The organism is Blastococcus sp. SYSU DS0619 (genome assembly GCF_054051035.1).
The window spans coordinates 35,266-58,153 of the sequence record NZ_JBJHAM010000019.1; the positions used below are offsets into that span (position 1 = coordinate 35,266).

Genomic DNA, 22,888 nt, shown 5'->3' on the forward strand with positions numbered 1-22,888 from the left:
CATGGACTACACCGAGGACCCGGTCCACCGGGAGATCCGCGACGCCGTCCGGGCGATGTGCCGGGACTTCCCGGACGAGTACTGGATGGAGCACGACACCTCGCACGAGTTCCCGTGGGAGTTCTACGAGGCGGTGCAGAAGGCCGGCTGGCTCGGGCTGACCATCCCGGAGGAGTACGGCGGCGGTGGTCTCGGCGTCACCGAGGCCGCGATCGTCGAGCAGGAGATCGCCGCCTCGGGTGCCGGCATGGGGGGCTGCAGCGCGGTCCACATCGGCATCTTCGGCTACCACCCGATCATCGAGCACGGCTCGGAGTCGCTGAAGCGGCGCTTCCTGCCGCAGGCCGCCAGCGGCGAGCTGCACGTCTCCTTCGCCGTGACCGAACCCGACGCCGGCACCGACACGACCAACATCTCCACCTTCGCCCGCAAGGTCGACGGCGGCTACCTGGTGTCCGGGCAGAAGGTGTGGATCACCAAGGCGCAGGAGGCGCAGCGGATGCTGCTGCTCTGCCGCACCAGCCCCCGCGAGCCCGGCGCCAAGCGGACGGCCGGCATGACCCTGCTGTTCGCGCCGATCGACCGGGACAAGGTGCAGATCCGGCCGATCCCCAAGATGGGTCGCAACGCCGTCGACACCAACGAGCTGTTCATCGACGAGCTCTTCGTCGCCGACGAGGACGTGGTCGGCGAGCCGGGGCACGGCTTCCGGACCATCCTCGGCGGGCTAAACGCCGAGCGGGTGATCAGCGCCAACGCCGCGCTGGGCATCGGCAAGGCAGCGCTGCGCCGAGGCACCGAGTACGCCAAGCAGCGGGAGGTGTTCGGCCGGCCGATCGGGCAGAACCAGGGCATCTCCTTCCAGCTGGCCGAGGCGCAGATCCGGCTCGACGCCGCCGAGCAGGTGGTGCAGAAGGCGGCCTGGATGGTCGACCGGGGACTGCCGTGCGGCCGCGAGGCCAACGCCGCCAAGTTCCTCTGCGCCGAGGCCGGCTTCTACGCCGCCGACGTCGCCCTGCAGGTGCACGGCGGGTTCGGCTACGGCAAGGAGTTCCACGTCGAGCGGTACTTCCGCGAGGCGCGGCTCATGCGGATCGCGCCGATCAGCCAGGAGATGGTCCTCAACTACACCGCCGAGCACGTGCTGGGCCTGCCCCGCAGCTACTGAGAGGGAACCATCGATGGTGCCGTACCGCTCGATCCTGTTCGTCCCCGGGCACAAGCCCGCGTGGATCGACAAGGCGCTGGCCGCCGGCGCCGACTGCATCGTCCTCGACCTGGAGGACTCGGTGCCCGCCGACCTCAAGGCGGGCGCCCGGCAGACCGTGGCCGAGTCGATCGCCGCCGTCCGTGCCCGGGACAGCCGGGTCGGGCTGTTCGTGCGGGTCAACCCGCTGGACACCCGGCTCACCGGCGGCGACCTGGAAGCCGTCGTCGTCCCCGGGCTGACGGGGATCTTCGCGCCCAAGATCAGCACGGCCACCGACGTGCTGCGCTACGACGCGCTGCTGGACCACTTCGAGGAGCGCAACGGGGTCTCCGGGCTGGAGTACATCGTCCCGGTCGAGATGATCGGCGCGATCCAGCACGCCCGCGAGATCGCGCTGGCCTCGCCGCGGGTCGGCGCGATGATCGGCCCGACCGCCGAGCACGCGGACATCGCCCGCGCCGTCGGCTACCGGTGGACGCCGGAGGGGGAGGAGACCCTCTACCTGCGCAGCCGGATCCTGCTGGCCTGCCGCGAGGCCGGCATCCACCCGCTGACCGGGCTCTGGGAGCGGCTGGACGACCTCGTGGGGCTGAAGGCGTTCGCCGAGAAGGGCCGGCAGCTGGGCTTCCGCGGCATGATCGCGATCCACCCGTCGCACGTGGCCACGGTCAACGAGGCGTTCTCGCCGTCCGCGGCCGACGTCGAGTTCCACGAGGGGCTGGTCGCCGCCTACGAGCAGGCCGCTGCGGCCGGGGACGGTGCCGTCCGCTACCGCGGCGTGCACATCGACAAGGCGCACGCCGACACCGCCCGGGAGTGGCTGGACCACGCGCGCGCCACCCCCGGAGCCGGCGGGCCCCCGGCGGGGTCGGGCCTGGGCATCGACGCACCCGAGGGAGGGCGCTGACCGTGCGCGGACTGTACTTCGAGGAGTTCGAGGTCGGGCGGGTCTACAAGCACCCGTTCACCCGGACCGTCACCGAGTCCGACAACGTGCTGTTCACGTCGCTGACGATGAACACCCAGCCGCTGCACCTCGATCACGAGTTCGCCAAGGGCACCATCCACGGGCGACCGCTGTTCAACAGCCTGTTCACCCTCGCGCTGGTCGGCGGCTTCCACGTGCTGGAGCTGACCTTCGGCACCACACTGGGGAACCTGGGCTACGACTCCGTGAAGTTCCCCAACCCCGTGTTCCACGGCGACACCCTGCGGGGCGAGACCACGATCTTGGACAAGCGCGAGAGCCGTAGCCGGACGGACAGCGGCATCGTCTGGTTCGAGCACCGCGGCTACAACCAGCACGACGAGCTGATCATGGTCTGCACCCGCGTGGGCCTGATGGCCAGGTCGCCCGAGCACGGCGGCAGCAATCCGGTGATCACCGGTGAGGCGCCGGCCGCCCCGGCCCCCGCGGCCGCGAACGAGGAGCAGTGAGCATGACCGACACCGACCTGCGGACCTGGGTCCCTACCACCCGTGAGCTGCTGATCGACGGCCGCCTGGTGGCGGGGGAGGGGGCGACGATCGAGGCCGTCAACCCGGCCACCGAGCAGGTGACCGCCACCGTGCCCACCGCGACCATCGACCAGGTCGACCAGGCCGTGGCCGCCGCCCGGCGCGCGTTCCCGGCCTGGGCGGCGGCGAGCGCGCAGGAGCGCAGCGCCGCCATCCACCGGCTGGCCGACGTGTTCGAGAAGCACACCGAGCGGCTCACCGCCTCGATCGTCAACGAGGTCGGCACCCCGGCGGCCTTCGCCGAGGTCATGCAGGTGAAGCTCGGCATCGTGCACCTGCGCTGGCAGGCCGAGGCCGCGCTGGTGGACCGCACCGTGCAGCTGGGGGAGTGGCACGACCCGGTCCTCAGCCGGTCCGAGGTCGCCTACCGGCCGGCCGGCGTGGTCGCCTGCATCACCGGCTACAACTACCCGATCAATCTCGCCGTCTTCAAGTTCGGCGCCGCCCTGGCGGCCGGCTGCACGACGGTGCTGCTGCCCTCTCCGCGGACGCCGCTGACCACCCTCTGGATGGGCGAGCTGTTCGAGGAGGCCGGCATCCCGGCCGGCGTCATCAACGTGGTCATCGGCGACGGCCCCTCGGTCGGCCAGCACCTGACCACGCACCCGTGGGTCGACCGGGTCTCCTTCACCGGATCCGACGCCGTGGGCGCGGCGATCATGGAGCAGGCCGCCCGCGGGCTGAAGGGCGTCACCCTCGAGCTCGGCGGCAAGTCGCCCAACATCCTGCTGCCCGGCATCGATGCCGCCGCGCTGGCCAAGGACATCCACCTGCGGTGGGCGCGCAACGGCGGGCAGGGCTGCGCGGCGCTCGCCCGGATGCTGGTGCACGAGAGCCTCGTCGACGACTTCCTCGGCGCCTCGAAGGAGGCGTTCACCGCCCTCAAGGTGGGCGATCCGTGGGACCGGAGCGTGAACATCGGGCCGATGATCCGCGAGGACCACCGCGCCCGCGTGCAGTCCTTCATCGACAACGGCCTGGCCGACGGCGGCGAGATCGTGCTGTCGCTGGACACGCCGGTGCCCGACCGGGGCTACTTCGTCAACCCGGTCGTCTTCGCCGGCCTCCCGCACGACAACCGGCTGGTGCAGAACGAGGTCTTCGGACCGGTCGGCGTGGTCGTGCCCTTCGCCACGGAGGAGGAGGCGATCCGGCTGGCCAACGACACCGCCTACGGGCTGGCGGCCAACATCTACACCCCCGACGTCGAGCACGGCCGGGCGCTGGCGGCGCAGCTGCGCTCCGGGACCGTGTGGGTCAACGGCGGCGGCAACATGCGCCCCGACGCGCCGTTCGGCGGGTTCGGGCTCTCCGGCGTCGGCCGCGAGATCGGCGAGTGGGGCATCCGCGAGTACCTCGAGCCGCAGCACGTGCAGTGGCGGCCATGACACCGGCCGCCGGACATCGGAACGACGCGAGCACCCGAGGGGGAGCCATGACCGGCAACGCACAGGGAGCCCCGCCGCTGGCGGGGGTCACGGTCCTGGAACTGGGCACCATGTACGCCGCACCCACCGCCGGCCGGATGCTGCGCGACTTCGGTGCCCGCGTGATCAAGGTCGAGGACCCCGCCTCGGGCGACTTCGCCCGGCAGTGGACGCCGCAGCACGAGGGCCTGTCCATCGGCTTCGCCCGGCTGAACTCGGGCAAGGAGTCCATCGGCATCGATCTGCGCCGGACGGAAGGCCGTGACCTGGTCCGCCGGCTGGCCGGCCGCGTGGACGTGGTGGTGGAGTCGTTCCGCCCCGGCCGGCTCGAGGACTGGGGTCTGGGCTACGACGTGCTCTCGGCCGACAACCCGGGGCTGGTGCTCACCCGCGTCTCCGGCTTCGGGCAGACCGGCCCCTACCGGGAGCGCCCCGGCTTCGGGACCGTGGCCGAGACCGGCAGCGGCTACGCGTTCGTCAACGGCTGGCCGGACTCGCCGCCCACCTCGCCACCGTTCGGCTTCGCCGACTCGATCGCGGGGCTGTCGGCCGCGTTCGGTACGACGACGGCGCTGTTCAACCGCACCCGCACCGGCCGCGGCGACGTCGTCGACGTCGCTCTGTACGAGCCGCTGATGTTCATCCTCGGTGACCTGATCGTGAACTACACGGCCACCGGCTTCATCCAGCAGCGGGTCGGCAACGGCTCGGGCTCGGCGTCGCCGCGTGGCATCTACCAGGCCGGCGACGGCCAGTGGCTGTCGATCGCGGCGTCGAACCAGACGATCGCGCTGCGGCTGTTCGAGGCCATGGGGCGACCGGAGCTGCGGGACGACCCGAAGTTCGCCACGAACGTCGCCCGCATGGCGAACAACGACGAGATGCAGGAGATCGTGACGGCCTGGGTCGCCCAGCGGCCCCGCTCGGAGGTGCTGGCCGACCTGGACGCCCACGAGGTCGTGGCGGCGCCGGTCAACGACGCCCGGGACATCGTCGAGGACCCCCACTTCCGCGAGCGGACCCTGGTCGACCTCGCCGGCACGGTGCTGGGCAAGGCGCTCGTGCCCGGACCGGTGCTGCACATGGGCAGCTACGCCGGGCCGGTCTACGACGGTGTCCCCACGATCGGCGAGCACACCGAGTCCGCGCTCACCGACCTGCTCGGGCTGTCGCGCGAGGAGCTGGGCGCGCTCGGCTCGGCCGCCGTGGTGGGGCCGACCCCGGTGGCCGCGGCGTGAGCGCACCGGATGGCCGGCCGGGCCCCACCGTGGACCTGACCGGCAAGGTCGCCCTGGTGACCGGTGGCAGCCGGGGGCTGGGCCGGGAGATCGTGCTGGGCCTGGCCGCGGCCGGCGCCGACGTGGTCATCGCCAGCCGGGACCTCGACAGCTGCGAGAAGGCGGCGGCCGAGGTGCGGGAGCGGACCGGTCGGCGGGCGCTGCCGGTGGCCGCGCACGTCGGCCGCTGGGACGCCCTGGACGAGCTGGTCGAGACCGCCTACGGCGAGTTCGGGCACGTCGACGTCCTGGTCAACAACGCCGGGATGTCACCGCGCTACGACACCGTCGCCGACGTCACCGAGACGCTCTTCGACAAGGTGCTCGGGGTGAACCTCAAGGGCCCCTTCCGGCTGGGCGCGCTGATCGGCACCCGGATGGCGGCCGGCGACGGCGGCTCGATCATCAACGTGAGCAGCACCGGTGCGGTGCGGCCGCGGGCCGACATCGTGCCCTACTCGGCGGCCAAGGCCGGGCTCAACGCCGTGACGGGTGGCCTGGCCCACGCCTTCGGCCCCTCGGTCCGGGTCAACGCCATCATGTGCGGCACCTTCCTCACCGACGTCAGCGCCGCCTGGGACATGGACGCCTTCGCGAAGCGGGCGGCCGGCTTCGCGCTGGGGCGCGGCGGGCAGCCCGGCGAGATCGTCGGGACGGCGCTGTACCTGGCCAGTGACTGGTCCTCCTTCACCACCGGCGCGGTGCTCACCGTCGACGGTGGCCAGCCCTGATCGGAGACATCCCTTGATCATCGACGTGCACTGCCATGCCTGGCCGGATGCGATCGCGGAGCGAGCCCTCGGCCCACGGGTGCCGCAGCTCCCGCGGGTCGGCGACGGCAAGATCTCCACGCTGCCCGGCGTGCTGGCCGCCTCGGGGGTCGACCGGGGGGTGCTGCTGGGGATCGCCGACACCGCCAAGTACGTCGACGGCGTGAACCGGTTCGTCGGCCGCTCCCGCGGCGGTTCCCTGCTCGGCTTCGGCACGGTCCACCCGGACCTGCCGGTCGAGGAGAACCTGGCCAGCCTGCGCAGCAACGGGATCCGCGGGGTGAAGCTGCACTCGCTGTTCCAGGGCTTCGCCTACGACGACCGCCGGGTCTGGGACATCCTCGAGGGCTTCGGCTCGGAGATCGCGGTCATCGCGCACGTCGGTGCCGGCGGCGACCGGGAGAGCAACGAGCGGGCCACGCCGGGCATGATCCGCGACATCGTCCGCCAGTTCCCCGAGCTGAAGATGATCGCCTGCCACTTCGGCGGCTACCACAAGCTGGAGGAGGCCGAGGCCGACCTGCTCGGCGAGAACGTCTACCTGGAGACGTCCTGGCCGCCCTCGCTGGCCACCCTCGCCCCGGAGAAGGTCCGGGAAATCATCGGCAAGCACGGTGCCGACCGGATCGTGTTCGGCTCCGACTGGCCCATGGCCGACCCGGCCAAGGAGATCGAGGCGGTCAAGGCCCTCGGCCTGTCCGACGACGCCACCGAGGGCATCCTCGGCGCCAACTTCGCCCGGCTCATGGGCATCGCCGAGGGCGAGCCCGCGCCGGGCCCGACGGAGGAGACCCCCCGTGCCTGACGTCCTGATCGACCAGCGCGGCGACGCCACCTGGATCACGCTGAACCGGCCCGACCGCCGCAACGCCTACGACCCGGAGATGGCCGCGGAGATCGTCGAGGCGCTGGAGGGCAGCACCAGCAGTCGCGCGGTGGTCATCACCGGCGTGCCCGGCAGCTTCTGCGCGGGCGGGGCGCTGGGCAGCCTGTCCACGCCGGACGTCACCAGCATGCGCGGTCTCTACCGTGGCTCGCTGCGGCTCTTCGACGCGATCCGCAACCACCCGCGGCCGGTGATCGCCGCGGTCAACGGCCCGGCCGCAGGGGGTGGCAACGAGCTGGTCATCGCCTGCGACCTGGCGATCGCGGCCGAGTCGGCCACCTTCGGGCAGACCGGCCCCCGGGTCGGCAGCGCACCGGTCACCGGCGCGACCAACGTGCTGGGCGTCCAGATCGGTGAGAAGCGGGCCAAGGAGATGGCCTTCCTCTGCCGGCGCTACAGCTCGGCGCAGGCGCTCGAGCTCGGGCTGGTCAACTCCGTCGTCCCCGACGACGAGCTGGTGGGGGCCGTCGAGGCAATGATCGCGGAGATCGCGGTGCTGTCCCCGCGGTACCTGGAGATCGCCAAGGTGAGCTCCAACGTCTGGTGGAACGCCGCCCGCGACTCCTTCACCACCGGGCTCGGGATGCTCGTGCAGTCGATCGGCAGCCCCGACATGGCCGAGGGCGCCCAGGCGTTCCTGGAGAAGCGCAAGCCGCGGTTCCCCGCGCCCGACGCCTGACCCTGCCGGTGGCCGGAGGCCTTCTCTGCAGCCGGCGGGGTCAGCTGCGGACGCCGCCGCGGCCGTCGCCGGCGATCCGGCGGCTGTCGTGGCTCTTCTGCCGGCCGGTCGGCGTCACCTCGAGCACCGCCCGCCGCGGGCTGTCGAGCAGCCGGACGAAGGCGGCCGGGTCCTCGGCGGCCATGCGTTGGCCGAAGGCGGGGTAGAACCAGTCCTTGGTCGCGCGGTCCTCGTGGACCGTCACGGTGCCCTGGACGGCGATCATCCGGCGGCCCGGCAGGCCGGTGCCCCGGTTGTCCACGACGATCGTCAGCCGCGGGTCGCTCCGCAGCGACTCCAGGTGGTCCCGGCCGCCGACGGCGGTCAGCCAGAAGCGCCCATCGCGGCGCAGGAAGCTCATCACCACCGCGCCCGGCCACCCCTCGCGGGAGGTGTAGGCGACCGTGCACTCGGTCTGCGCGTCGAGGAGCTCCTCCTGGTCGTCGCGGGCGAGGTGGGTCCCGCGCAGGTCCTCGATGTCCCGGACCCCGACCCGGGGTCGTTCGTCGCCGGTCATCCGACCTCCCGCATCGAACTCTTGTAATCCTTCGCATGTTCTGACTGGATGGTGGCACAGCTCCCGTCCCCGGTCACCCCGTCAGGAGGTCGCGTGCCCGGCACCCCCTCCATCGGTGTCTGGCTGACCGGCGCCGCCCAGCGGTCGGCACCGGAGGCCGGTGCGCTGGTGCACGGCGAGCGGGTCTCCTGGGCCGGCCTGGACCGCGCCGCCGACCGCGCCGCCGCCGGGTTCCTCGCCCTCGGCCTGCGCCCGGGCGACCCGGTGTGCGTGCTCATGCGCAGCAGCGTCGCCACCCTCGCGGTCTGGTTCGGGCTGGCCCGCGCCGGGCTGGTCGAGGTGCCGCTCAACCCGGCGAGCGGGCCCACGTTGCTGCGCTACCTGCTCGAGCACTCCGGGGCCCCGGTGGTCGTGTGCGACGGGGAGTTCGCCGCGGCGGTGCGGGCCTGCGCGCCGAAGGGCGTCCGGCTGGTCGTGCACGGGCCCGAGGGCGCCGGCGGCACCGACCTGGCCGACGTCCTCGCCGCCGATCCGGTGCCGATGCCCGAGGTGGACCCGACCGCACCGGCCGTCGTGCTCTACACCTCGGGTACCACCGGACCGCCCAAGGGGGCGGTCCTCTCCCACCGGGCCAACGTGAACCTGGCGCGGCACACGGTCGGGTTGATGGGCTACACGGCCGCGGATCGGCTCTACAGCGTCTTCCCGCTCTTCCACTCCAACGCCCGGTACTGCAGCGTGATGACCGCGGCCGAGGCGGGTGCCGACCTGGTGCTCGACCGCAGCTTCTCGGCCAGCCGGTTCTGGGACACCTGCCGGGCCCACGGCATCACCGCGTTCAACTACCAGGGCGCCATGATGAGCATCCTGCACAAGCAGCCGCCGCGGCCCGACGACGCCGACAACCCGGTGCGGGCGGGTTTCGGAGCGCCGTGCCCCCCGGAGGTCTTCGAGTCCTTCGAGCGCCGGTTCGGGGTCGAGCTGACCGAGATCTACGGCAGCACCGAGGTCTCCATCGTCACCGACATGCCGCCCTCCGCCCGGCGCATCGGCACGGCCGGCCGCGAGTCGGCCAACTACACCGTCGCCGTGGTCGACGAACGCGACGACCCGGTGCCGCCCGGTACCCCGGGGGAGATCGTCGTCCGGCCGAAGGCGGCCGGGTGGATGTTCGACGGGTACGCCGGCAACGCAGGGGCGACCGCGGCCGCCTGGCGCAACCTGTGGTTCCACACCGGCGACCGCGGCGTCCTCGACACCGACGGCTTCCTCGTCTTCCTCGACCGGATGAAGGACACCATCCGGCGCCGCGGCGAGAACGTCTCCTCCTGGGAGGTCGAGCGGGTCGTCGCCGAGCACCCTGCGGTCGGCCAGGTCGCCGCGTACGGCCTGCCCTCGGAGTTGTCGGAGGAGGAGGTGGCGATCGCCGTCGTCCCGGCGGACGGCGCCACCGTCGACCCGGCCGCGCTGGTCGAGCACTGCCGGGGTGCGTTGACCGCTTTCGCCGTCCCCCGCTACGTGCGCGTGCTCGACGCGCTGCCGCTGACGCCGAGCCAGCGGGTGGAGAAGTACAAGCTGCGCGCGGACGGCATCGCGCCCGGCACCTGGGACAGAGAGGTCTCCTGATGGAGCGGTTCACCCGCACCGACCCCGAGCCGGGCGTCGCCGTCCTCACGATGAGCCGGCCGGAGAAGCTGAACGCGATGGACCAGACCTGGTTCCGCGAGCTGCTCGAGGTCATGGGCGCGCTCGGTGTGGACGACGGGGTGCGGGCGGTCGTCCTGACCGGCTCCGGCCGCGCGTTCTCCGCCGGCGGCGACATCGACATGTTCGCCGGGCTGGCCGGCGACGTGACCCGCGTCCGCCCGCACCTGAAGCTGGTCTACGACGCCTTCCACTCCGTCGAGCGGTGCGCCGTGCCGGTGATCGCCGCGGTCAACGGGATCGCCTTCGGTGGTGGCAGCGAGCTCGCGCTGGCCTGTGACGTGGTGCTGGCCGCCGAGTCCGCCCGCTTCGCGTTCAAGGAGCCCACCGTCGGGCTGATGCCCGGCTACGGGGTGGTCCGCGGGCCCGAGGTCCTGGGCCGGCACTGGACCCGCTACCTGGCGCTCACCGGCCGGGAGCTCGACGCCGCCCGCGCCGAGCGGGCCGGCCTGGTCCAGGAGGTGCACGCCGACGCCGACCTGCTCCCGGCCGCGGTCGCGCTCGCCGCCGAGATGGCCGGGCACTCGCCGATGGCCGTCCAGGTCGGCAAGGCCTTCATCAACCGCGGGGCCGTCGGCGGGCTCAACGAGTCCGTCGAGGCCACCGCCCTGCTCTTCGGCACCCCGGATCACCGGGATGCCGTCACCGCGTTCCGCGCCGCGCGCGGACGATGAGAGGACGACCATGAGCGCACGCGACGAGCACGCCGTCGTCGAGGCCTACCTCGACGCCGTCGGGCGCCTGGACCTACCGGCCATCGAGGCGACCTTCGCCGAGGACGTCGAGCTGGTGCTGCCGTACGCGCCGCCCGGCTTCCCGAAGGTCTCCCGCGGCCGCACCGAGGCGATGAAGGTGTACCCCGAGGGCCTGATGGAGCCGATGCGGTTCGCCGGCTACGCGATCGACGCACTGGAGGGCCGGCCGGGGGAGTGGGTCGCGGAGTACACCAGCGACACGGTCGTCATCCCCACCGGTCGGCCGTACCGCAACACCTACATCTCCCGGTTCACGATCCGGGACCAGCGCATCGTGCGATTGGCCGAGTTCTTCGACCCGGTCGTCCTCGTCACCGCCCTCGGCGGCGAGGTGCGCATGCCGTGAGCACCCCTGCTCGTGCGGTGCCGCCGCAGGTCTGCGGACCCGCGCGCGGCGGGACCGCAGATCCGCGGCGGAGCGGCCCTCAGACGACCGTCTCGGTCTCGCAGGCGATCATCACCACGCCGGCCTGGGCGAAGTTGGCCATGTCGGCCGACGCCGCCTGGCCCGCGTCCGAGCCGAGGTCGGCGAGTGCGGCGTCCTTCGAGGGCCAGTCGAGCGTCGCGGTGACGAAGTACTCGGGCCGGGAGCCGTCGAGGGTCTCGCAGGTCCCCCAGGTGTAGGAGCTCAGGCCCGCCAGGTTCTTCGCGAGCGGTGCGTGCGTGCTCCGGTAGTGCTCGAGGAAGGCCTGCGGGTCCTCGGGGTGGGCGTAGTTCGCGATCACTCGGTACACGGTCTTCTCCTCTCCCGGGGCTCCGTCGCCCCGGTGGCTCAGGCCCGGTAGGTGTCCCAGGTGGGAGACGTCTCCGGGTAGTCGGCCGTCTCCGGTGCGGTGCGCGGCCAGCGGATCCGCTCGGTGGTGCCGAAGCTGCCCGCCAGCTGGTCGGCGGGCACGGCGTACATGAACGTGATCGACCGCGCGGCGAACAGCCACCGGCCGTCGACGCACCGGTACTCGTCCTCGTACCGGTAGCTCGCCACGACGAGCGTGCTGGCCGTGGCGAGCTCCGCGTGCCCGTGCGACCAGCCCGATGCGGTGCCGTCGCCGTGCACCTGCACCACCCCGGGGTGCGGCGTGTGCAGCATCGTCCGGTAGGTGTCGAAGCTGGCGACGTAGGCGGCCCGGATCTCCTCGCGGCCGGTCGCGGCCACGCCGCGCCGCTCGAAGACGCCGTCGGGGGTGAACAGCGCGAGCAGCGTGTCGATGTCGTGGTCGTCGACGGCGCGGGCGTAGAGGACACCGAGGTCGGCGATCGCCTGCCGGTCCGCCTGCTCGCGCACCAGCCGCGCCAGCGCCGCGGGTTCGGCCCCGAGCGCCTGCGGCACGGTGGTGAGGGCGGCGGCGACGGCCGGGAGGTCCAGCTTCACGCGCTCGCCCCCTCCGCGACGGGCAGGGTGCGCAGGATGCGCAGCAGCTCGTCCGGGACGGCCGTCTTGCCGCCCTCGACCGTGCGGCAGACGAACGTCATCGCCCCGTGCGTGACCACCTCGCCGTCCCGCAGGAAGTCGTAGCCGATCGTGTAGGACGACGTCCCGATGCGGTCGAGGACCGGACGCACCGTGAGCTCGTCGAACACCCGCACCATCGCCTTGTACGTGCACTCGGAGTGCACGCCCACGGTGACGAAGCCGAACTGCTCGGCGAGCTCCCCGCTGCGGATGCCGTGGGAGTACATCCACGTGCTGTAGGCGCGTTCCATCCACGGGTAGTAGATGGCGAAGTAGGCGATGCCGACGGTGTCGCAGTCGCCGTAGCTCAGCTGGAAGGTCAGCTGCCCGTCGTCGCTCATGCCAGCACCACCGTCGCGGTGCCCGAGACGACGGCCTCGCCGTCGACGACGGCCAGGACGACGTCGCAGTCGGCGACCCGCCGGCCCTCCTCCTCGCGCAGCCCGGTCACCGTGGCCCGCACCTGCAGGTGGTGGCCGGCCAGCACGGTGCCGAGGAACCGGACCCGCAGCCGGCGCAGCCGGTCGGGGCCGCCGGCCCAGCCGGTGACGGCGTTCATGACGTACCCCATGTTGAGCGGCCCCTGGTTGATCGGCCGGTCGCCCATGCCGAGCGCCCGCAGCGTCTCGACGTCGAAGTGGATGGGCGTCGGGTCGGACAGCAGGGCGGCCATCGTCTTCATCTTCTCGGCGCTGACCGAGGGGATGTCGTAGACGGGCAGCTCCGTGCCGATCTCCGCGGCGACGGTGGTCATGCATCCCTCCGGGGGAAGACGATCGAGTTCCAGCAGGTCGCGACGTGGGCGCCGTCGGCCTCGTCGTGCAGGTCCATCGAGTAGCCGACGACGTCGAAGGTGCCGGTGCGCCGGCCGACCTTGCGCTGCGCGGAGTCGATCCGCCCGGTCACCCGGTAGGTGGCGCCCACGCGGAGCGGCCGGTGCAGCGTGGTCTCGTGCTCGCCGAACACCGGGCCGTCGGAGGCGCTGGCACTGAACCAGGCGAACAGCTCGTCCCAGGTGATGCCCATGGCGCCGGTGGCCGCCATCCAGGCGAACAGCGGATGGGCCACCTGGTCCCCGCCGTCGCGGAGCGACGGCGGGGCGGCGAGCACGGTGTCGGCCAGGAGCCAGGCCTTCCAGGGGGCGACGGTGTACGTCCCGCCCGGGAAGGCCCGGCCCACCTGACCGTCCAGCTCGGCTTCCGGGAAGCCCACTCAGACCCCCCGGTCGCGGTCGGCCCAGTACGGCGTCCGCAGCTCGCGCTTGAGGATCTTCCCGGTCGGGGCCTTGGGCAGCTGGCTGACGAAGTCCACCGAGCGGGGCTTCTGGTAGCTGGCCAGGTGCTTCTTCGCCTCGTCGATGATCTCCTGCTCGGTGGCCTGCGTGTCCGGCTTGAGGACGACGACGGCCTTCACCGTCTCGCCCCACTCGTCGTCGGGGATGCCGAAGACGGCGCACTCCAGCACGGCGGGGTGCTGGTTGATGGCCTCCTCGACCTGCACCGAGTAGATGTTCTCGCCACCGGAGATGATCATGTCCTTGGCGCGATCGACGATGAAGATGTACCGCTCGTCGTCCCAGGTCGCCATGTCGCCGGTCCACATCCAGCCGTCCCGCAGCGTCTCCGCGGTCAGGTCCGGCCGGTTGAGGTAGCCGATCATGTTCTGCTCACCGCGCACGATGATCTGGCCGGCGGTCCTCCCGTCCTGCGGGACGTCCTCGCCGTACTCGTCGACGACGCGGATCTGGGCGGTGAAGCCCTCGCGGCCGCACGAGCGCAGCCGCTCGGGGTGGTCGCCGTTGACCGCCCGGATGTGGTCCTCCTGGGAGAGGAACGTCATGCCGGCGCCCTCGGTCTGCCCGTAGCCCTGGATCATCGTGCACGGGAAGTTGTCCATCGCCGCGCGGACGACCGAGGAGGGCATCGGCCCCCCGCCGTACTGGAAGTTCCGCAGGCTGGACAGGTCGTAGCTCGCGAAGTTCGGCACGGCCATCATCCAGTTGATCATCGTGGTGATGCCGAGGAACGCCGAGACCCGCTCCTCCTGGATCACCTCGAGCGCCTGCTTGGCCTCGAAGTTGACGAGCACGAGGGGGCAGCCGTGCCGGTTGTAGTTCATCGCCAGCACGATCGGGATGTGGTACATCTGCCCGGTCAGCATGTAGACGTCGCTGGGCACGATCCGCTCGGCCACGGTCTGCGCCAGCATCATGGCCCCCGCGCTGCGGTGGGTGTGCATGGCGCCCTTGCTCTTCCCGGTGGTGCCGCCGGTGTAGAGGATGAAGAACGGGTCGTCGTCGAGGACGGAGGAGACCCAGATCGGCTCGGCGTCGCTCGCGGACTCGACGAGCCGCGCGAAGCTGCCGTCGCTCTTCTCGCCGAACTGCAACCAGTGCGGGACGTCGACGTCGCGCTGCAGCTGCTCGATCGCCTCGCCGAACTCGTCCTGGCTGATGACCACCTTGGGCGAGGCGTCCCGGACGATGGTCGCGAGCTCCTCCCCGGCCAGCCGCCAGTTCAGCGGCTGCAGCACGAGACCGGCCCGGCCGGCGGCGAAGTAGAGGGCCATGTACTCGGCGCCGTTGCGCGACAGGACGCCGAAGCGGTCGCCCTTCTCCAGGCCGAGGCCGCGGAGGCCGTTGGCCAGGCGCCGCACGAGCTCGTCGAACTCCGACCAGACCAGCCGTCGGTTGTTCGGGACGTCGATGATGGCCTCGCCACGCGGTGTGAGCGCGGCCCACTTGGCAGGGATGAGCCCCTGGTTCACAGCTGGTTCTCCGTCCGGTCGCGAGCGGTCGTCAGTAGGGCAGGTCGAGCTCGATGTGCCGCTTGGTGAACCGCCAGGCGCCGTCGGACTCCCGGACGAGCTCGTCCTCGTAGCGGGCCGTGGACAGCAGCGTGGCCGAGCCGTCCTTGACCGAGATCAGGGTCAGGTAGGAGGTGACCGAGGCGCTGGCCTCGTCCTCGGAACGCACGACCACGTTCGTCGTCACGTGCCGGCGCTGGTCGGTCTGGCTGGCCAGGCTGTCGGTCATCAGCTTCATCACCGCCTCCTTGCCCTCGAAGGGCCCGATCAGGTCGCCCTTGGCGATGCGCATGGTGAGGACGGCCTCGTCGGCGAAGGTGTCGGCCATCTCGGTCATGTCGTTCTCGTCGTAGGCGACGGAGTAGCGGTTGAGCACGTTCTCGAGAGCTCCGCGAGCGGACATGGGTGCGTCTCCTGGGCGACTGGCCGACGGCTGTGTCGGCGGCGACGGTGTGATCGGGCTTACCCTATGCATGGTTAGCCTCTTTGACCAGAGCCCCGGGTGCGGTCGCGCACCCGGAGCTCCGGTGCCGGCGGGCCGGGTCGCCCGGCAGCGGTCAGGCGGCGGGTGGGACGTCGAACTCCACGAGCAGGCTCTCGACGCTGCGGGTGTAGAGGCCCACCTCCGTAGGCGTGAAGCCCTCCTGGAACCGCAGGTTCGGCATGGTGTCCAGGATCAGGTTCAGGGCAACCGTCATCTCCGTGCGCGCCAGCAGGGAGCCGACGCAGAAGTGCCGGCCCCGGATGAACTGCAGGTGGTTGGCCGCCCCGCTGAAGGCCTTGGCGACGTCGAGGTCGGGCCGGTGGATGTCGAACCGGTCGGGGTTGCCGAAGTGCCGTTCGTCCCGGTTGGCCGACGCCAGCATGAGGATGCAGGTCGCCCCTGCCGGGATCGTCGTGCCCTCGATCTCCACCGGCTGCTCGGTCTGGCGCATGATCATGTGCACCGGGCCCGAGTACCGCAGTGTCTCGGCGATCGCCGCGTCCACGAGACTGCGGTCGGCCCGCACCGCCTCGAGCTGGTCGGGGTTGGCGATCAGGTTGCTCATCATGCTGGCGATGGCCTTGTCGGTGGTCTCCCCGCCGGCCACCAGGAGCAGGCTCACGAACGCCTTGATCTCCTCGTCGGACATCTGCTCGCCGTCGACCTCGGCCCGGCACATCCGGGAGAGCAGGTCGTCACCGTCGCCCTTCCGGCGCTCCCGGATGATCGGGAGCATGTACTCGCGCAGCTCCTCGCGGGTCTGGTCGGCGCGAGCGGTGACGGCCGGGTCGCCGGCGAGGTTGTTCAGGTGCGCGACGACCGAGTGGTACCAGCGGTGGAAACGGTCGTGGTCGCTCGTCGGCAGGCCGAGCATGTCCACCATGACGCGGATCGGGAACCAGGTCGTGAACTCCGCGACGAGGTCGATCCGCCCGCGGGAGGAGAGCTCGCCCATCATCTCGCTGCCGGCGCGACGGACCGCGGACTCGATCAGCTCGGCGGCGTTCTGCCGGATCACGGGCAGGAAGGCCTCGAGGCCCTTGCCGCGGAAGAAGGGGTTGAGCAGCGACCGGTGGGTGGCGTGCTCCTTGCCCTGCATCTGCAGGATGGTGCGGCCGTGGATGGGCTCGAGCTGCCAGTCGTAGTTCCGGCTCGAGAACGCCTCGCTCTTGAAGGCGTCGGCGCAGTCGGCGTACCGGCTGATCAGCCAGCTCTGCGTCGCCTCGTGGAAGACGGCGGGGTAGTGGTCCCGCAGCACCCGGTGGAAGGGGTAGGGGTCGGCGACGTACTCGGCCGACAGGATGTCCGGCGCCTGAGGGGCCATGGTCGACTGGCTCATGCGGGGCTGCTCCCTGGTGGTGGATGCGCGCTGCTAAACAGGTTCACCATATGTATGAGTGACCTGCATCACAAGGTCCGGACGTGGCTGTCGCCGCGACGGTGGGTCCGTCGCGGCGACAGTCGGGAGCTGCGGGCGCCGCGAGGGCGCCGGCGGCCGGCCTACTTCACGTACGCGCCGGCGTCGACGGGCAGCGTCACGCCGGTGATGTAGCGGCCCTCGTCGCTGGCCAGGAACAGCACCGCGTTGCTGATGTCCAGCGACTCGATCCAGGGCACCGGCAGGGTGTTGAGCGACATGAAGCCCGGCATCGCCTTCTCCTGGCTGGGCTCGGGGTCGCCCGGGGAGAACATCGCGTAGGTGCCGGGGTTCTGGATCATGATCGTGTCGACGTTGGTCGGGTGGATCGTGTTGACCCGGATGCTGTGCGGACCCAGCTCGTTGGCCAGCGTGCGCATCAGGCCGACGATGCCGTGCTTGGCGGCGACGTAGTGGGCGACGTGCTGGATGCCCTTGAGCCCGCCGATCGAGCTGGTGAACATGATCGACCCGCCGCGGTCGGCCTCGATCATCGTGGGGATGGCGACCTTGGCGGTGTGGAAGACGCCGGTCAGGTTGACGTCGATCATGTCCTTCCACTGCTCGGCCGAGAGCTCCCACGCCTTGCCGTACGTGGCGATGCCGGCGTTGGCCACGACCGTGTCGACCCGGCCGAGCTGCGCGACGCCGTCGTCGAAGGCGGCCTGCAGCGCGTCGAGGTCGCGGACGTCGGCGACCTTGGTGACGATCCGCCGGTCGAGGGCCTCCACGGCCTTCGCCGTCTCGGCCAGCTCGTCCTCGGTGGCCAGCGGGTAGTACGGCGTCACCGTGTCGATGTTCCGGCAGATGTCGACGGCGATGATGTCCGCGCCCTCCTGGGCGAGCCGGATCGCGTGACTGCGGCCCTGGCCGCGGGCCGCGCCGGTGATGAAGGCGACCTTGCCCTCCATGCGTCCTGCCATGGTGTGCGCTCCTGTTCTCCGGTCTCCCGGTGGTCCCCGGCCCGCGTCGGTGCGCACCGGTGGGTGGACGGTCGTGCGGTCAGCCGGTCGCGGGCCTCACCGGGCCGCGAAGCCGGCGTCGACGGGCAGCGTGACGCCGGTGAGGTAGCGACCGGAGTCGGCGCTGAGGTAGACGACGGCGTCGCTGACGTCCCGGCACCCGACCATCGGCACCGGCAGCAGGTTCCCCTGCCGGTCCGCGGTCGCGGGCGTGGACCGCAGGTGCGCCTGCATGACGTCGTTGGTGATCATCGGGGTGGCGACGCCGGTCGGGTGGACGGTGTTCACCCGGATCGAGTGCGGCGCCAGCCAGTGGGCGAACGAGCGCATGAGCCCGACCAGGCCGTGCTTGCTGGCGGCGTAGCCGGTGATGCCCGCCGTGCCGTCGCCGCCGGTGCCCTTCAGGCCCTGGGTGGAGCTGATCAGCACGACCGAGCCGCCCCGGCCCGCCGCGATCATCGAGGGGGCCGCGGCCTGCACCGTGTTCCAGGCGCCGATCAGGTTGACGCCGATGACGTCGGCGAAGGTCTCGTCCTCGTCCGAACCGCCCATGAGCGGGGCGATGCCCGCGTTGGCCACCACCGTGCGGATCGGGCCGAGCGCCGCCACGCCGGCGTCGACGGCGGCCCGCAGGGCGTCGGCGTCGCGGACGTCGACCTGGCGGGTGAGGACCTGCCGGCCCTCCGCCTCGACCAGCCGGGCGGTCTCCGCCAGGTCGTCCGCGGTGCCCAGGGGGTAGGCGACGGTGGGGATGTCCGCACAGATGTCGACGGCGACGACGTCGGCGCCCTCCGCGGCGAGACGCACCGCATGGGCCCGCCCCTGTCCGCGGGCGGCGCCCGTGACGAGGGCGACGCTGCCCTCGAGCCCGGGATTCATGATCAGCTGCGCGCCGATGCGGCGGACACACCCTCGGGGATCGCGTCCGGGGGGAGCAGGCGCGTGCCGGGGGTGAAGGTCGCGGGGATCCGCTGCCAGCCCTTGTTGACCCCCTGGCGCGGATAGCGCTTGAGCCCGGCCAGGTCGACCTCGTAGTCCGGCATCCGCTCCAGGACCTGCTTGAGCATCTCCTTGGCCATGCGCTTGCCGAAGTGGGAGCCGGCGCAGCGGTGGACGCCGACGCCGAAGGCCAGGTGCCGGTTGGGCCAGCGGTGGATGTCGATCTCGTCGGGGTTCTCGAAGTGCTGCTCGTCCCGGTTGGCCGACGACCACGACAGCAGCGCGCGATCACCGACGTTCATCGGGCAGCCGTGGAACTCCGTCTCCTTGAGCACCGTGCGGGCCAGCGCCTGAGTGGGAGAGAAGTAGCGGAGGAACTCCTCGATCGCCCGGTCCAGCAACGAGGGGTCGTCGATCAGCTCCTGGCGGACGTCGGGGTGCTCGTACAGCCAGACGAGTGCCTGGCTCACCAGCGAGGCCGTCGTCCCGACGCCGCCGCTGACCAGCAGCTCGACGATCGAGAAGACCTCCTCCTCGGTGATCGGCCGGTCGTCCACCTGCTGCTGCACGAGGTAGCTGATGACGTCGTCGCGCGGCTCCGCCTTGCGCGCGGCGATCGTCTTCCGCATCTGCTCGGTGCCGTACGGCAGGTCCTCCTCGATGGCCCGCTTGTACGCCGGGCTGTCGGTCGGCTCCGCCAGGGTGGCCTGGTGGGAGCGGGCGTAGATCTGCCAGTCCTGCACCGGCAGGCCCAGCCAGTCGATGGTGCAGATCGCCGGGACGCCGATGATCTGGGCGAGGTCGGCCTCGCCGGACTCGATCAGCTCGTCGATGAACCAGGTGGTCCACCGGACGATCATGTCCTCGACCTTGGCGACGGCGGCCGGCGATGCGACGGGGTTGACGACCTTGCGGTAGCTGCGAAACTCCGGCGGGTCGAGCTCGATCGGGATGTGCTTGTGCATCGGCGTCTTCGGGATGACCACCGACAGGCCCGGACCGCCGTACTGGTCCAGGCGCTGGGAGGAGAAGACGTCGTCGTCACGGGCGGCCTCGAAGACCGACTCGTAGTCGGAGAGGACCCAGAAGCCGCCGTAGTTGTCCGACCAGGCGACCGGGTGGTTCTGTCGCAGCTCCCGGTAGCTGCCGACCGTGTCGTCGGCGTGCTCCGGGGAGTGGTGGTCGAAGTGGACGACGGGGCACCGACCGGCTGGAGTGCTCATGCTGTGGTCTCCGTCTCTGTTCTCCGTCACAGTGTGATAATGCTTATCCTAGTTTGGCTCTGTCAACCAGGGTCCGTGCGCGGTAGGTGCCGGGCCTGACCTCCTGGAGGAAGCGATGCGCGTCTCTGTCGACCTGGACGTCTGCCAGGGCCACGGGGTGTGCCACATGAGCGCCCCTGCCGTGTTCGAGCTCGACGAGACCGACGGTCACGCCATCGTGCAGGTGGACCCGGTCCCGGCGGAACTGCAGGACGAGGCCCAGTTGGCCGCGGACAGCTGCCCCGAGCGGGCCATCTCGGTCTCCTGACCGTGCGCACCGTCGTCGTCGGCGCCTCGCTCGGGGGCGTCCGCACGGTCCAGGCGCTGCGGCGACGCGGGTGTGCGGACGAGGTGGTCCTGGTCGGGCACGAGCCCGGCACCGTCGCCGGCGTGGCCAGCGACCGGCCGCCGCTGTCCAAGGCATTCCTCGCCGATCCGTCCGCCGTGGCGCCGCCCCTGGTGTCGCTCGAGGACCTGGCCGCGCTCGACGTCGCGCTGGTCGAGGGGCGGGCGACGGACCTGGATCTCGACGGCCGGCGGGTCGTCCTGCACGGCGGGCGGGTCCTGGAGTTCGACCGGCTGGTGATCGCCACCGGTTCCTCGCCCCGGTCGGTGCCGGAGCTGGAGGTGCGGCCAGGTGTCTTCCCGCTGCGCACCGCGGCCGACGCCGCCGCCATCCGCGCGGCCGCGGGCGGGACCGCTCGCGTGGTCGTCGTCGGCGGCGGCTTCATCGGTGCGGAGGTGGCCGGGACGCTCGCCGCGCTGGGCCGCCGAGTCTCGGTCGTCGAGCCGCTGCCGGCGTTGATGATCCGCGGGCTGGGCCAGCACCTCGGTGCGGTCTTCACCCGCCGGCACGCCGCCGCCGGCGTCGACCTGCACCTCGGGGCCGGTGTCACGGCGATCGAGGGGGATCCCCGGGTGGAGGGCGTCCGGCTGACCGACGGCTCCCTGCTGCCGGCCGACGTCGTCGTCCTCGGGCTCGGCACGGTGCCGGAGACCTCCTGGCTGGCGGACTCCGGGCTGGACCTGCGCGACGGGGTCGTCTGCGACGGGCACCTCGCGGCCGTCGGGGCCGAGGGGGTGTACGCCGTCGGGGACGTGGCGCGCTGGCGGCACCCCCGCTACGGCGAGGACGTCCGCGTCGAGCACTGGACGAACGCGGTGGAGACCGCCGGGGTCGTCGCCGCGAACCTGACCGGCGATCCCGCGGTGCACGACGCACTGCCCTACGTCTGGACCGACCAGCTGGGGGCGCGCCTGCAGGTCTTCGGCCAGGTGCGGCCGCAGGACGAGATGCGGGTCGTCTTCGGCGACCTCGAGGGCTCCTTCGTCGCGATCACCGGTGGCGACGGGCAGCTGCGCTCGGTCATCGGCTACGGGGCGATCAAGCAGCTGCTGCCGTTCCGCAAGCTCCTGGTCGCCGGGGCCGGCTGGGACGAGGCGCTGGCGCTCGCCTGATCCCGCGCCGGGTCAGGCCGGCCCCTCCCGGACGGTCGGCCCCGGGCCGGCCGCGGCCGGGGGAGCGCCGACGGCGGGCATCGCCGTCGCGGCGGGTGGAGGACCGCCGGGGGCGGTGGGCCCGGCCGGCGGGTGCACCCAGCGGTGCACCACGAGGAAGCACAGCGCGCAGCAGGTCATGGCGGACACCGTGATGGCCCAGGACGTGTCGTAGCTGCCGGTCAGGTCTGCCGCCGCGCCGAAGAGCAGGGGCGAGAAGAGCGCGCCGGTGTAGTAGCCGCTGGACATCACGGCGGTCGCCCGCCCGACCGCGTACGGAGCCCGGTCGATGGCGACGGCGTGGGCGAAACCGGCACCGACGAGGTCGGCCAGGATCGCGATGACCGCGCCGACGACGAGGATCGCCAGGGCGAGGTGCGAGCCGGCCCACACGAGCGCCGTCCCGGCGACGGAGAGCGCGGCCACCCCGGCCGCCGTCAGCGCGCGCCGCCGGGGTCCGGCGCGGTCCGCCCGGCGGGCGGCCAGGACCATCGTGACCGCACCCAGCGCCGTGCCGGTCGCCGAGATGGCACCGGCGGTGCCCCGGGAGACCCCGGCGTCCACGAGGGTGATCACCAGCCAGGAGAACAGCGGCTGCGAGCCGAGTACGTAGAGGAAGGACGCCCCCACCACCCAGAGGAACCGGCGGGGGAGCGGCCGGCCGGACCCCTCGGCCGCGGGGCCGACGCGCCGGACGGCCCGGGGCAGCACCACGGCCGCGGCGACGGCGTTGACCGCCAGCAGGGCCGCCATGCACAGCGCCACGCCTTCCCACCCGATGACGCCGGCCAGCGGCAGCCCGGCGAGGGCGAGCACCGTGGCCCCCAGCGGGATGCCGGCGGTCTTGACGGCGACCGCCGCGCCGGCCTGGTCGGGGTGGGAGACGGAGGTGACGGCGAGGCTCGTACCGGCGTTCGCCAGCGCGTACGCGGCCCCGGCCACCGCGCTGGCCGTCGCGAGCGTGGCGAACCCCGGCCACAGCGCGGCGGCGGCCAGGGCGACGGCGACGAGGCCCTGGTCGACGACCACGCAGGTGCGCGCACCCAGCGGGTCGACGGCGCGGGCGGCGACCAGGGAGGTGAGCCCGGTCGAGCCGTAGAAGAGGCCGACCAGGAGGCCCAGCTGCGCGCCGGTCAGGTCCAGGCCGGCGCGGACGTCCGGCCCCAGGTACCCGACGAGGAAGGTGGGCGCGGCGCCCAGGCCCATGGCCGCGGTGCAGACCACGAGGACGGCGAGCCGGCTGCTGCTCCGGGGATCGGCCGGACGGGTTCCCCTCATCGGTAATAATGC

General features: G+C 72.1%; 26 protein-coding genes. 13 read left to right on the forward strand and 13 right to left on the reverse strand.

Features of this window, described 5'->3' with window-relative positions:
* Nucleotide 1: 1 nt before the first annotated feature.
* From ACI79T_RS17280 to ACI79T_RS17315, 8 genes are read left to right on the forward strand one after another with little or no spacing between them, the layout of a single operon-like run.
* On the forward strand, nt 2-1,168 hold the full coding sequence (locus ACI79T_RS17280; protein WP_456611321.1) for an acyl-CoA dehydrogenase family protein: 1,167 nt from the start codon (nt 2-4) through the stop codon (nt 1,166-1,168).
* A gap of 13 nt (nt 1,169-1,181) precedes the next feature.
* A complete protein-coding gene (locus ACI79T_RS17285) occupies nt 1,182-2,117 on the forward strand; it encodes an HpcH/HpaI aldolase/citrate lyase family protein (RefSeq protein WP_456611322.1) in 936 nt (311 codons plus the stop codon).
* Nucleotides 2,118-2,119: 2 nt separating this feature from the next.
* Complete coding sequence (locus tag ACI79T_RS17290; RefSeq protein WP_456611323.1) at nt 2,120-2,647, forward strand: MaoC family dehydratase; 528 nt, start codon at nt 2,120-2,122, stop codon at nt 2,645-2,647.
* Between the two features lie 2 nt (nt 2,648-2,649).
* Nucleotides 2,650-4,116, forward strand: coding sequence for an aldehyde dehydrogenase family protein (locus ACI79T_RS17295; RefSeq protein ID WP_456611324.1), 1,467 nt, complete (start codon nt 2,650-2,652; stop codon nt 4,114-4,116).
* Between the two features lie 47 nt (nt 4,117-4,163).
* Nucleotides 4,164-5,393, forward strand: a complete 1,230-nt coding sequence (locus ACI79T_RS17300) for a CaiB/BaiF CoA transferase family protein (RefSeq protein ID WP_456611325.1) — start codon at nt 4,164-4,166, stop codon at nt 5,391-5,393.
* Nucleotides 5,390-6,163, forward strand: a complete 774-nt coding sequence (locus tag ACI79T_RS17305; RefSeq protein WP_456611326.1) for an SDR family NAD(P)-dependent oxidoreductase — start codon at nt 5,390-5,392, stop codon at nt 6,161-6,163. Before ACI79T_RS17300 ends, ACI79T_RS17305 begins: the two co-directional genes overlap by 4 nt.
* Before the next feature lie 13 nt (nt 6,164-6,176).
* Nucleotides 6,177-7,007: an amidohydrolase family protein gene (locus ACI79T_RS17310; RefSeq protein ID WP_456611327.1), complete on the forward strand. Its 831-nt coding sequence runs from the start codon at nt 6,177-6,179 to the stop codon at nt 7,005-7,007.
* Nucleotides 7,000-7,767 carry an enoyl-CoA hydratase/isomerase family protein gene (locus tag ACI79T_RS17315; RefSeq protein WP_456611328.1) on the forward strand — a complete coding sequence of 256 codons (768 nt, stop codon included), beginning with the start codon at nt 7,000-7,002 and terminating at the stop codon, nt 7,765-7,767. Before ACI79T_RS17310 ends, ACI79T_RS17315 begins: the two co-directional genes overlap by 8 nt.
* A gap of 40 nt (nt 7,768-7,807) precedes the next feature.
* Here the strand turns inward: ACI79T_RS17315 and ACI79T_RS17320 are convergent, their stop codons facing one another.
* Nucleotides 7,808-8,323, reverse strand: coding sequence for a pyridoxamine 5'-phosphate oxidase family protein (locus tag ACI79T_RS17320; protein ID WP_456611329.1), 516 nt, complete (start codon nt 8,321-8,323; stop codon nt 7,808-7,810).
* 93 nt (nt 8,324-8,416) lie between these two features.
* On the opposite strand from ACI79T_RS17320, the gene ACI79T_RS17325 reads away from it, so the two are divergent.
* The 3 genes from ACI79T_RS17325 to ACI79T_RS17335 are packed head-to-tail and all read left to right on the forward strand — an operon-like array spanning nt 8,417 to nt 11,128.
* Nucleotides 8,417-9,949: an AMP-binding protein gene (locus ACI79T_RS17325; RefSeq protein WP_456611330.1), complete on the forward strand. Its 1,533-nt coding sequence runs from the start codon at nt 8,417-8,419 to the stop codon at nt 9,947-9,949.
* Nucleotides 9,949-10,701: an enoyl-CoA hydratase/isomerase family protein gene (locus tag ACI79T_RS17330; RefSeq protein ID WP_456611331.1), complete on the forward strand. Its 753-nt coding sequence runs from the start codon at nt 9,949-9,951 to the stop codon at nt 10,699-10,701. Before ACI79T_RS17325 ends, ACI79T_RS17330 begins: the two co-directional genes overlap by 1 nt.
* A 10-nt stretch (nt 10,702-10,711) precedes the next feature.
* Entirely contained in the window at nt 10,712-11,128 is a 417-nt protein-coding gene (locus ACI79T_RS17335; RefSeq protein WP_456611332.1) for a nuclear transport factor 2 family protein, read from the forward strand.
* A 79-nt stretch (nt 11,129-11,207) separates the two neighbouring features.
* On the opposite strand, the gene ACI79T_RS17340 is transcribed toward ACI79T_RS17335, so the two are convergent.
* From ACI79T_RS17340 to ACI79T_RS17390, 11 genes are all read right to left on the reverse strand, one after another.
* On the reverse strand, nt 11,208-11,516 hold the full coding sequence (locus ACI79T_RS17340) for an EthD family reductase (RefSeq protein ID WP_456611333.1): 309 nt from the start codon (nt 11,514-11,516) through the stop codon (nt 11,208-11,210).
* 38 nt (nt 11,517-11,554) lie between these two features.
* Nucleotides 11,555-12,151: a nuclear transport factor 2 family protein gene (locus tag ACI79T_RS17345; protein ID WP_456611334.1), complete on the reverse strand. Its 597-nt coding sequence runs from the start codon at nt 12,149-12,151 to the stop codon at nt 11,555-11,557.
* On the reverse strand, nt 12,148-12,573 hold the full coding sequence (locus ACI79T_RS17350; protein ID WP_456611335.1) for an acyl-CoA thioesterase: 426 nt from the start codon (nt 12,571-12,573) through the stop codon (nt 12,148-12,150). The genes ACI79T_RS17345 and ACI79T_RS17350 overlap by 4 nt, the downstream gene beginning before the upstream one ends.
* Nucleotides 12,570-12,986, reverse strand: coding sequence for a MaoC family dehydratase (locus ACI79T_RS17355; protein ID WP_456611336.1), 417 nt, complete (start codon nt 12,984-12,986; stop codon nt 12,570-12,572). The genes ACI79T_RS17350 and ACI79T_RS17355 overlap by 4 nt, the downstream gene beginning before the upstream one ends.
* A complete protein-coding gene (locus tag ACI79T_RS17360) occupies nt 12,983-13,444 on the reverse strand; it encodes a hypothetical protein (protein ID WP_456611337.1) in 462 nt (153 codons plus the stop codon). The genes ACI79T_RS17355 and ACI79T_RS17360 overlap by 4 nt, the downstream gene beginning before the upstream one ends.
* Entirely contained in the window at nt 13,445-14,998 is a 1,554-nt protein-coding gene (locus ACI79T_RS17365; protein ID WP_456611338.1) for an AMP-binding protein, read from the reverse strand.
* Between the two features lie 31 nt (nt 14,999-15,029).
* Nucleotides 15,030-15,440 carry a nuclear transport factor 2 family protein gene (locus ACI79T_RS17370; RefSeq protein WP_456611339.1) on the reverse strand — a complete coding sequence of 137 codons (411 nt, stop codon included), beginning with the start codon at nt 15,438-15,440 and terminating at the stop codon, nt 15,030-15,032.
* A 154-nt stretch (nt 15,441-15,594) separates the two neighbouring features.
* Entirely contained in the window at nt 15,595-16,860 is a 1,266-nt protein-coding gene (locus tag ACI79T_RS17375; RefSeq protein ID WP_456611340.1) for a cytochrome P450, read from the reverse strand.
* A 161-nt stretch (nt 16,861-17,021) separates the two neighbouring features.
* Entirely contained in the window at nt 17,022-17,861 is an 840-nt protein-coding gene (locus ACI79T_RS17380) for a mycofactocin-coupled SDR family oxidoreductase (protein WP_456611341.1), read from the reverse strand.
* Nucleotides 17,862-17,957: 96 nt separating this feature from the next.
* Nucleotides 17,958-18,779, reverse strand: a complete 822-nt coding sequence (locus ACI79T_RS17385; RefSeq protein WP_456611342.1) for a mycofactocin-coupled SDR family oxidoreductase — start codon at nt 18,777-18,779, stop codon at nt 17,958-17,960.
* Between the two features lie 2 nt (nt 18,780-18,781).
* Entirely contained in the window at nt 18,782-20,062 is a 1,281-nt protein-coding gene (locus ACI79T_RS17390) for a cytochrome P450 (RefSeq protein WP_456611343.1), read from the reverse strand.
* Nucleotides 20,063-20,177: 115 nt separating this feature from the next.
* Between ACI79T_RS17390 and ACI79T_RS17395 the strand changes: the two genes are divergently transcribed.
* Together ACI79T_RS17395 and ACI79T_RS17400 are read left to right on the forward strand one after the other, a co-directional pair.
* On the forward strand, nt 20,178-20,369 hold the full coding sequence (locus ACI79T_RS17395) for a ferredoxin (protein WP_456611344.1): 192 nt from the start codon (nt 20,178-20,180) through the stop codon (nt 20,367-20,369).
* Nucleotides 20,370-20,371: 2 nt separating this feature from the next.
* Nucleotides 20,372-21,559, forward strand: a complete 1,188-nt coding sequence (locus ACI79T_RS17400; RefSeq protein WP_456611345.1) for an NAD(P)/FAD-dependent oxidoreductase — start codon at nt 20,372-20,374, stop codon at nt 21,557-21,559.
* Nucleotides 21,560-21,571: 12 nt separating this feature from the next.
* On the opposite strand, the gene ACI79T_RS17405 is transcribed toward ACI79T_RS17400, so the two are convergent.
* Nucleotides 21,572-22,876: an MFS transporter gene (locus ACI79T_RS17405; RefSeq protein ID WP_456611346.1), complete on the reverse strand. Its 1,305-nt coding sequence runs from the start codon at nt 22,874-22,876 to the stop codon at nt 21,572-21,574.
* Nucleotides 22,877-22,888: the final 12 nt, after the last annotated feature.

Coding starts and splice junctions, on each gene's coding strand:
- ACI79T_RS17385 (WP_456611342.1), bottom strand. CDS start 18,779: ATGAATCCCGGGCTCGAGGGCAGCGTCGCCCTCGTCACGGGCGCCGCC.
- ACI79T_RS17390 (WP_456611343.1), bottom strand. CDS start 20,062: ATGAGCACTCCAGCCGGTCGGTGCCCCGTCGTCCACTTCGACCACCAC.
- ACI79T_RS17380 (WP_456611341.1), bottom strand. CDS start 17,861: ATGGCAGGACGCATGGAGGGCAAGGTCGCCTTCATCACCGGCGCGGCC.
- ACI79T_RS17330 (WP_456611331.1), top strand. CDS start 9,949: ATGGAGCGGTTCACCCGCACCGACCCCGAGCCGGGCGTCGCCGTCCTC.
- ACI79T_RS17405 (WP_456611346.1), bottom strand. CDS start 22,876: ATGAGGGGAACCCGTCCGGCCGATCCCCGGAGCAGCAGCCGGCTCGCC.
- ACI79T_RS17280 (WP_456611321.1), top strand. CDS start 2: ATGGACTACACCGAGGACCCGGTCCACCGGGAGATCCGCGACGCCGTC.
- ACI79T_RS17355 (WP_456611336.1), bottom strand. CDS start 12,986: ATGACCACCGTCGCCGCGGAGATCGGCACGGAGCTGCCCGTCTACGAC.
- ACI79T_RS17285 (WP_456611322.1), top strand. CDS start 1,182: ATGGTGCCGTACCGCTCGATCCTGTTCGTCCCCGGGCACAAGCCCGCG.
- ACI79T_RS17375 (WP_456611340.1), bottom strand. CDS start 16,860: ATGAGCCAGTCGACCATGGCCCCTCAGGCGCCGGACATCCTGTCGGCC.
- ACI79T_RS17370 (WP_456611339.1), bottom strand. CDS start 15,440: ATGTCCGCTCGCGGAGCTCTCGAGAACGTGCTCAACCGCTACTCCGTC.
- ACI79T_RS17350 (WP_456611335.1), bottom strand. CDS start 12,573: ATGAGCGACGACGGGCAGCTGACCTTCCAGCTGAGCTACGGCGACTGC.
- ACI79T_RS17320 (WP_456611329.1), bottom strand. CDS start 8,323: ATGACCGGCGACGAACGACCCCGGGTCGGGGTCCGGGACATCGAGGAC.
- ACI79T_RS17295 (WP_456611324.1), top strand. CDS start 2,650: ATGACCGACACCGACCTGCGGACCTGGGTCCCTACCACCCGTGAGCTG.
- ACI79T_RS17335 (WP_456611332.1), top strand. CDS start 10,712: ATGAGCGCACGCGACGAGCACGCCGTCGTCGAGGCCTACCTCGACGCC.
- ACI79T_RS17395 (WP_456611344.1), top strand. CDS start 20,178: ATGCGCGTCTCTGTCGACCTGGACGTCTGCCAGGGCCACGGGGTGTGC.
- ACI79T_RS17300 (WP_456611325.1), top strand. CDS start 4,164: ATGACCGGCAACGCACAGGGAGCCCCGCCGCTGGCGGGGGTCACGGTC.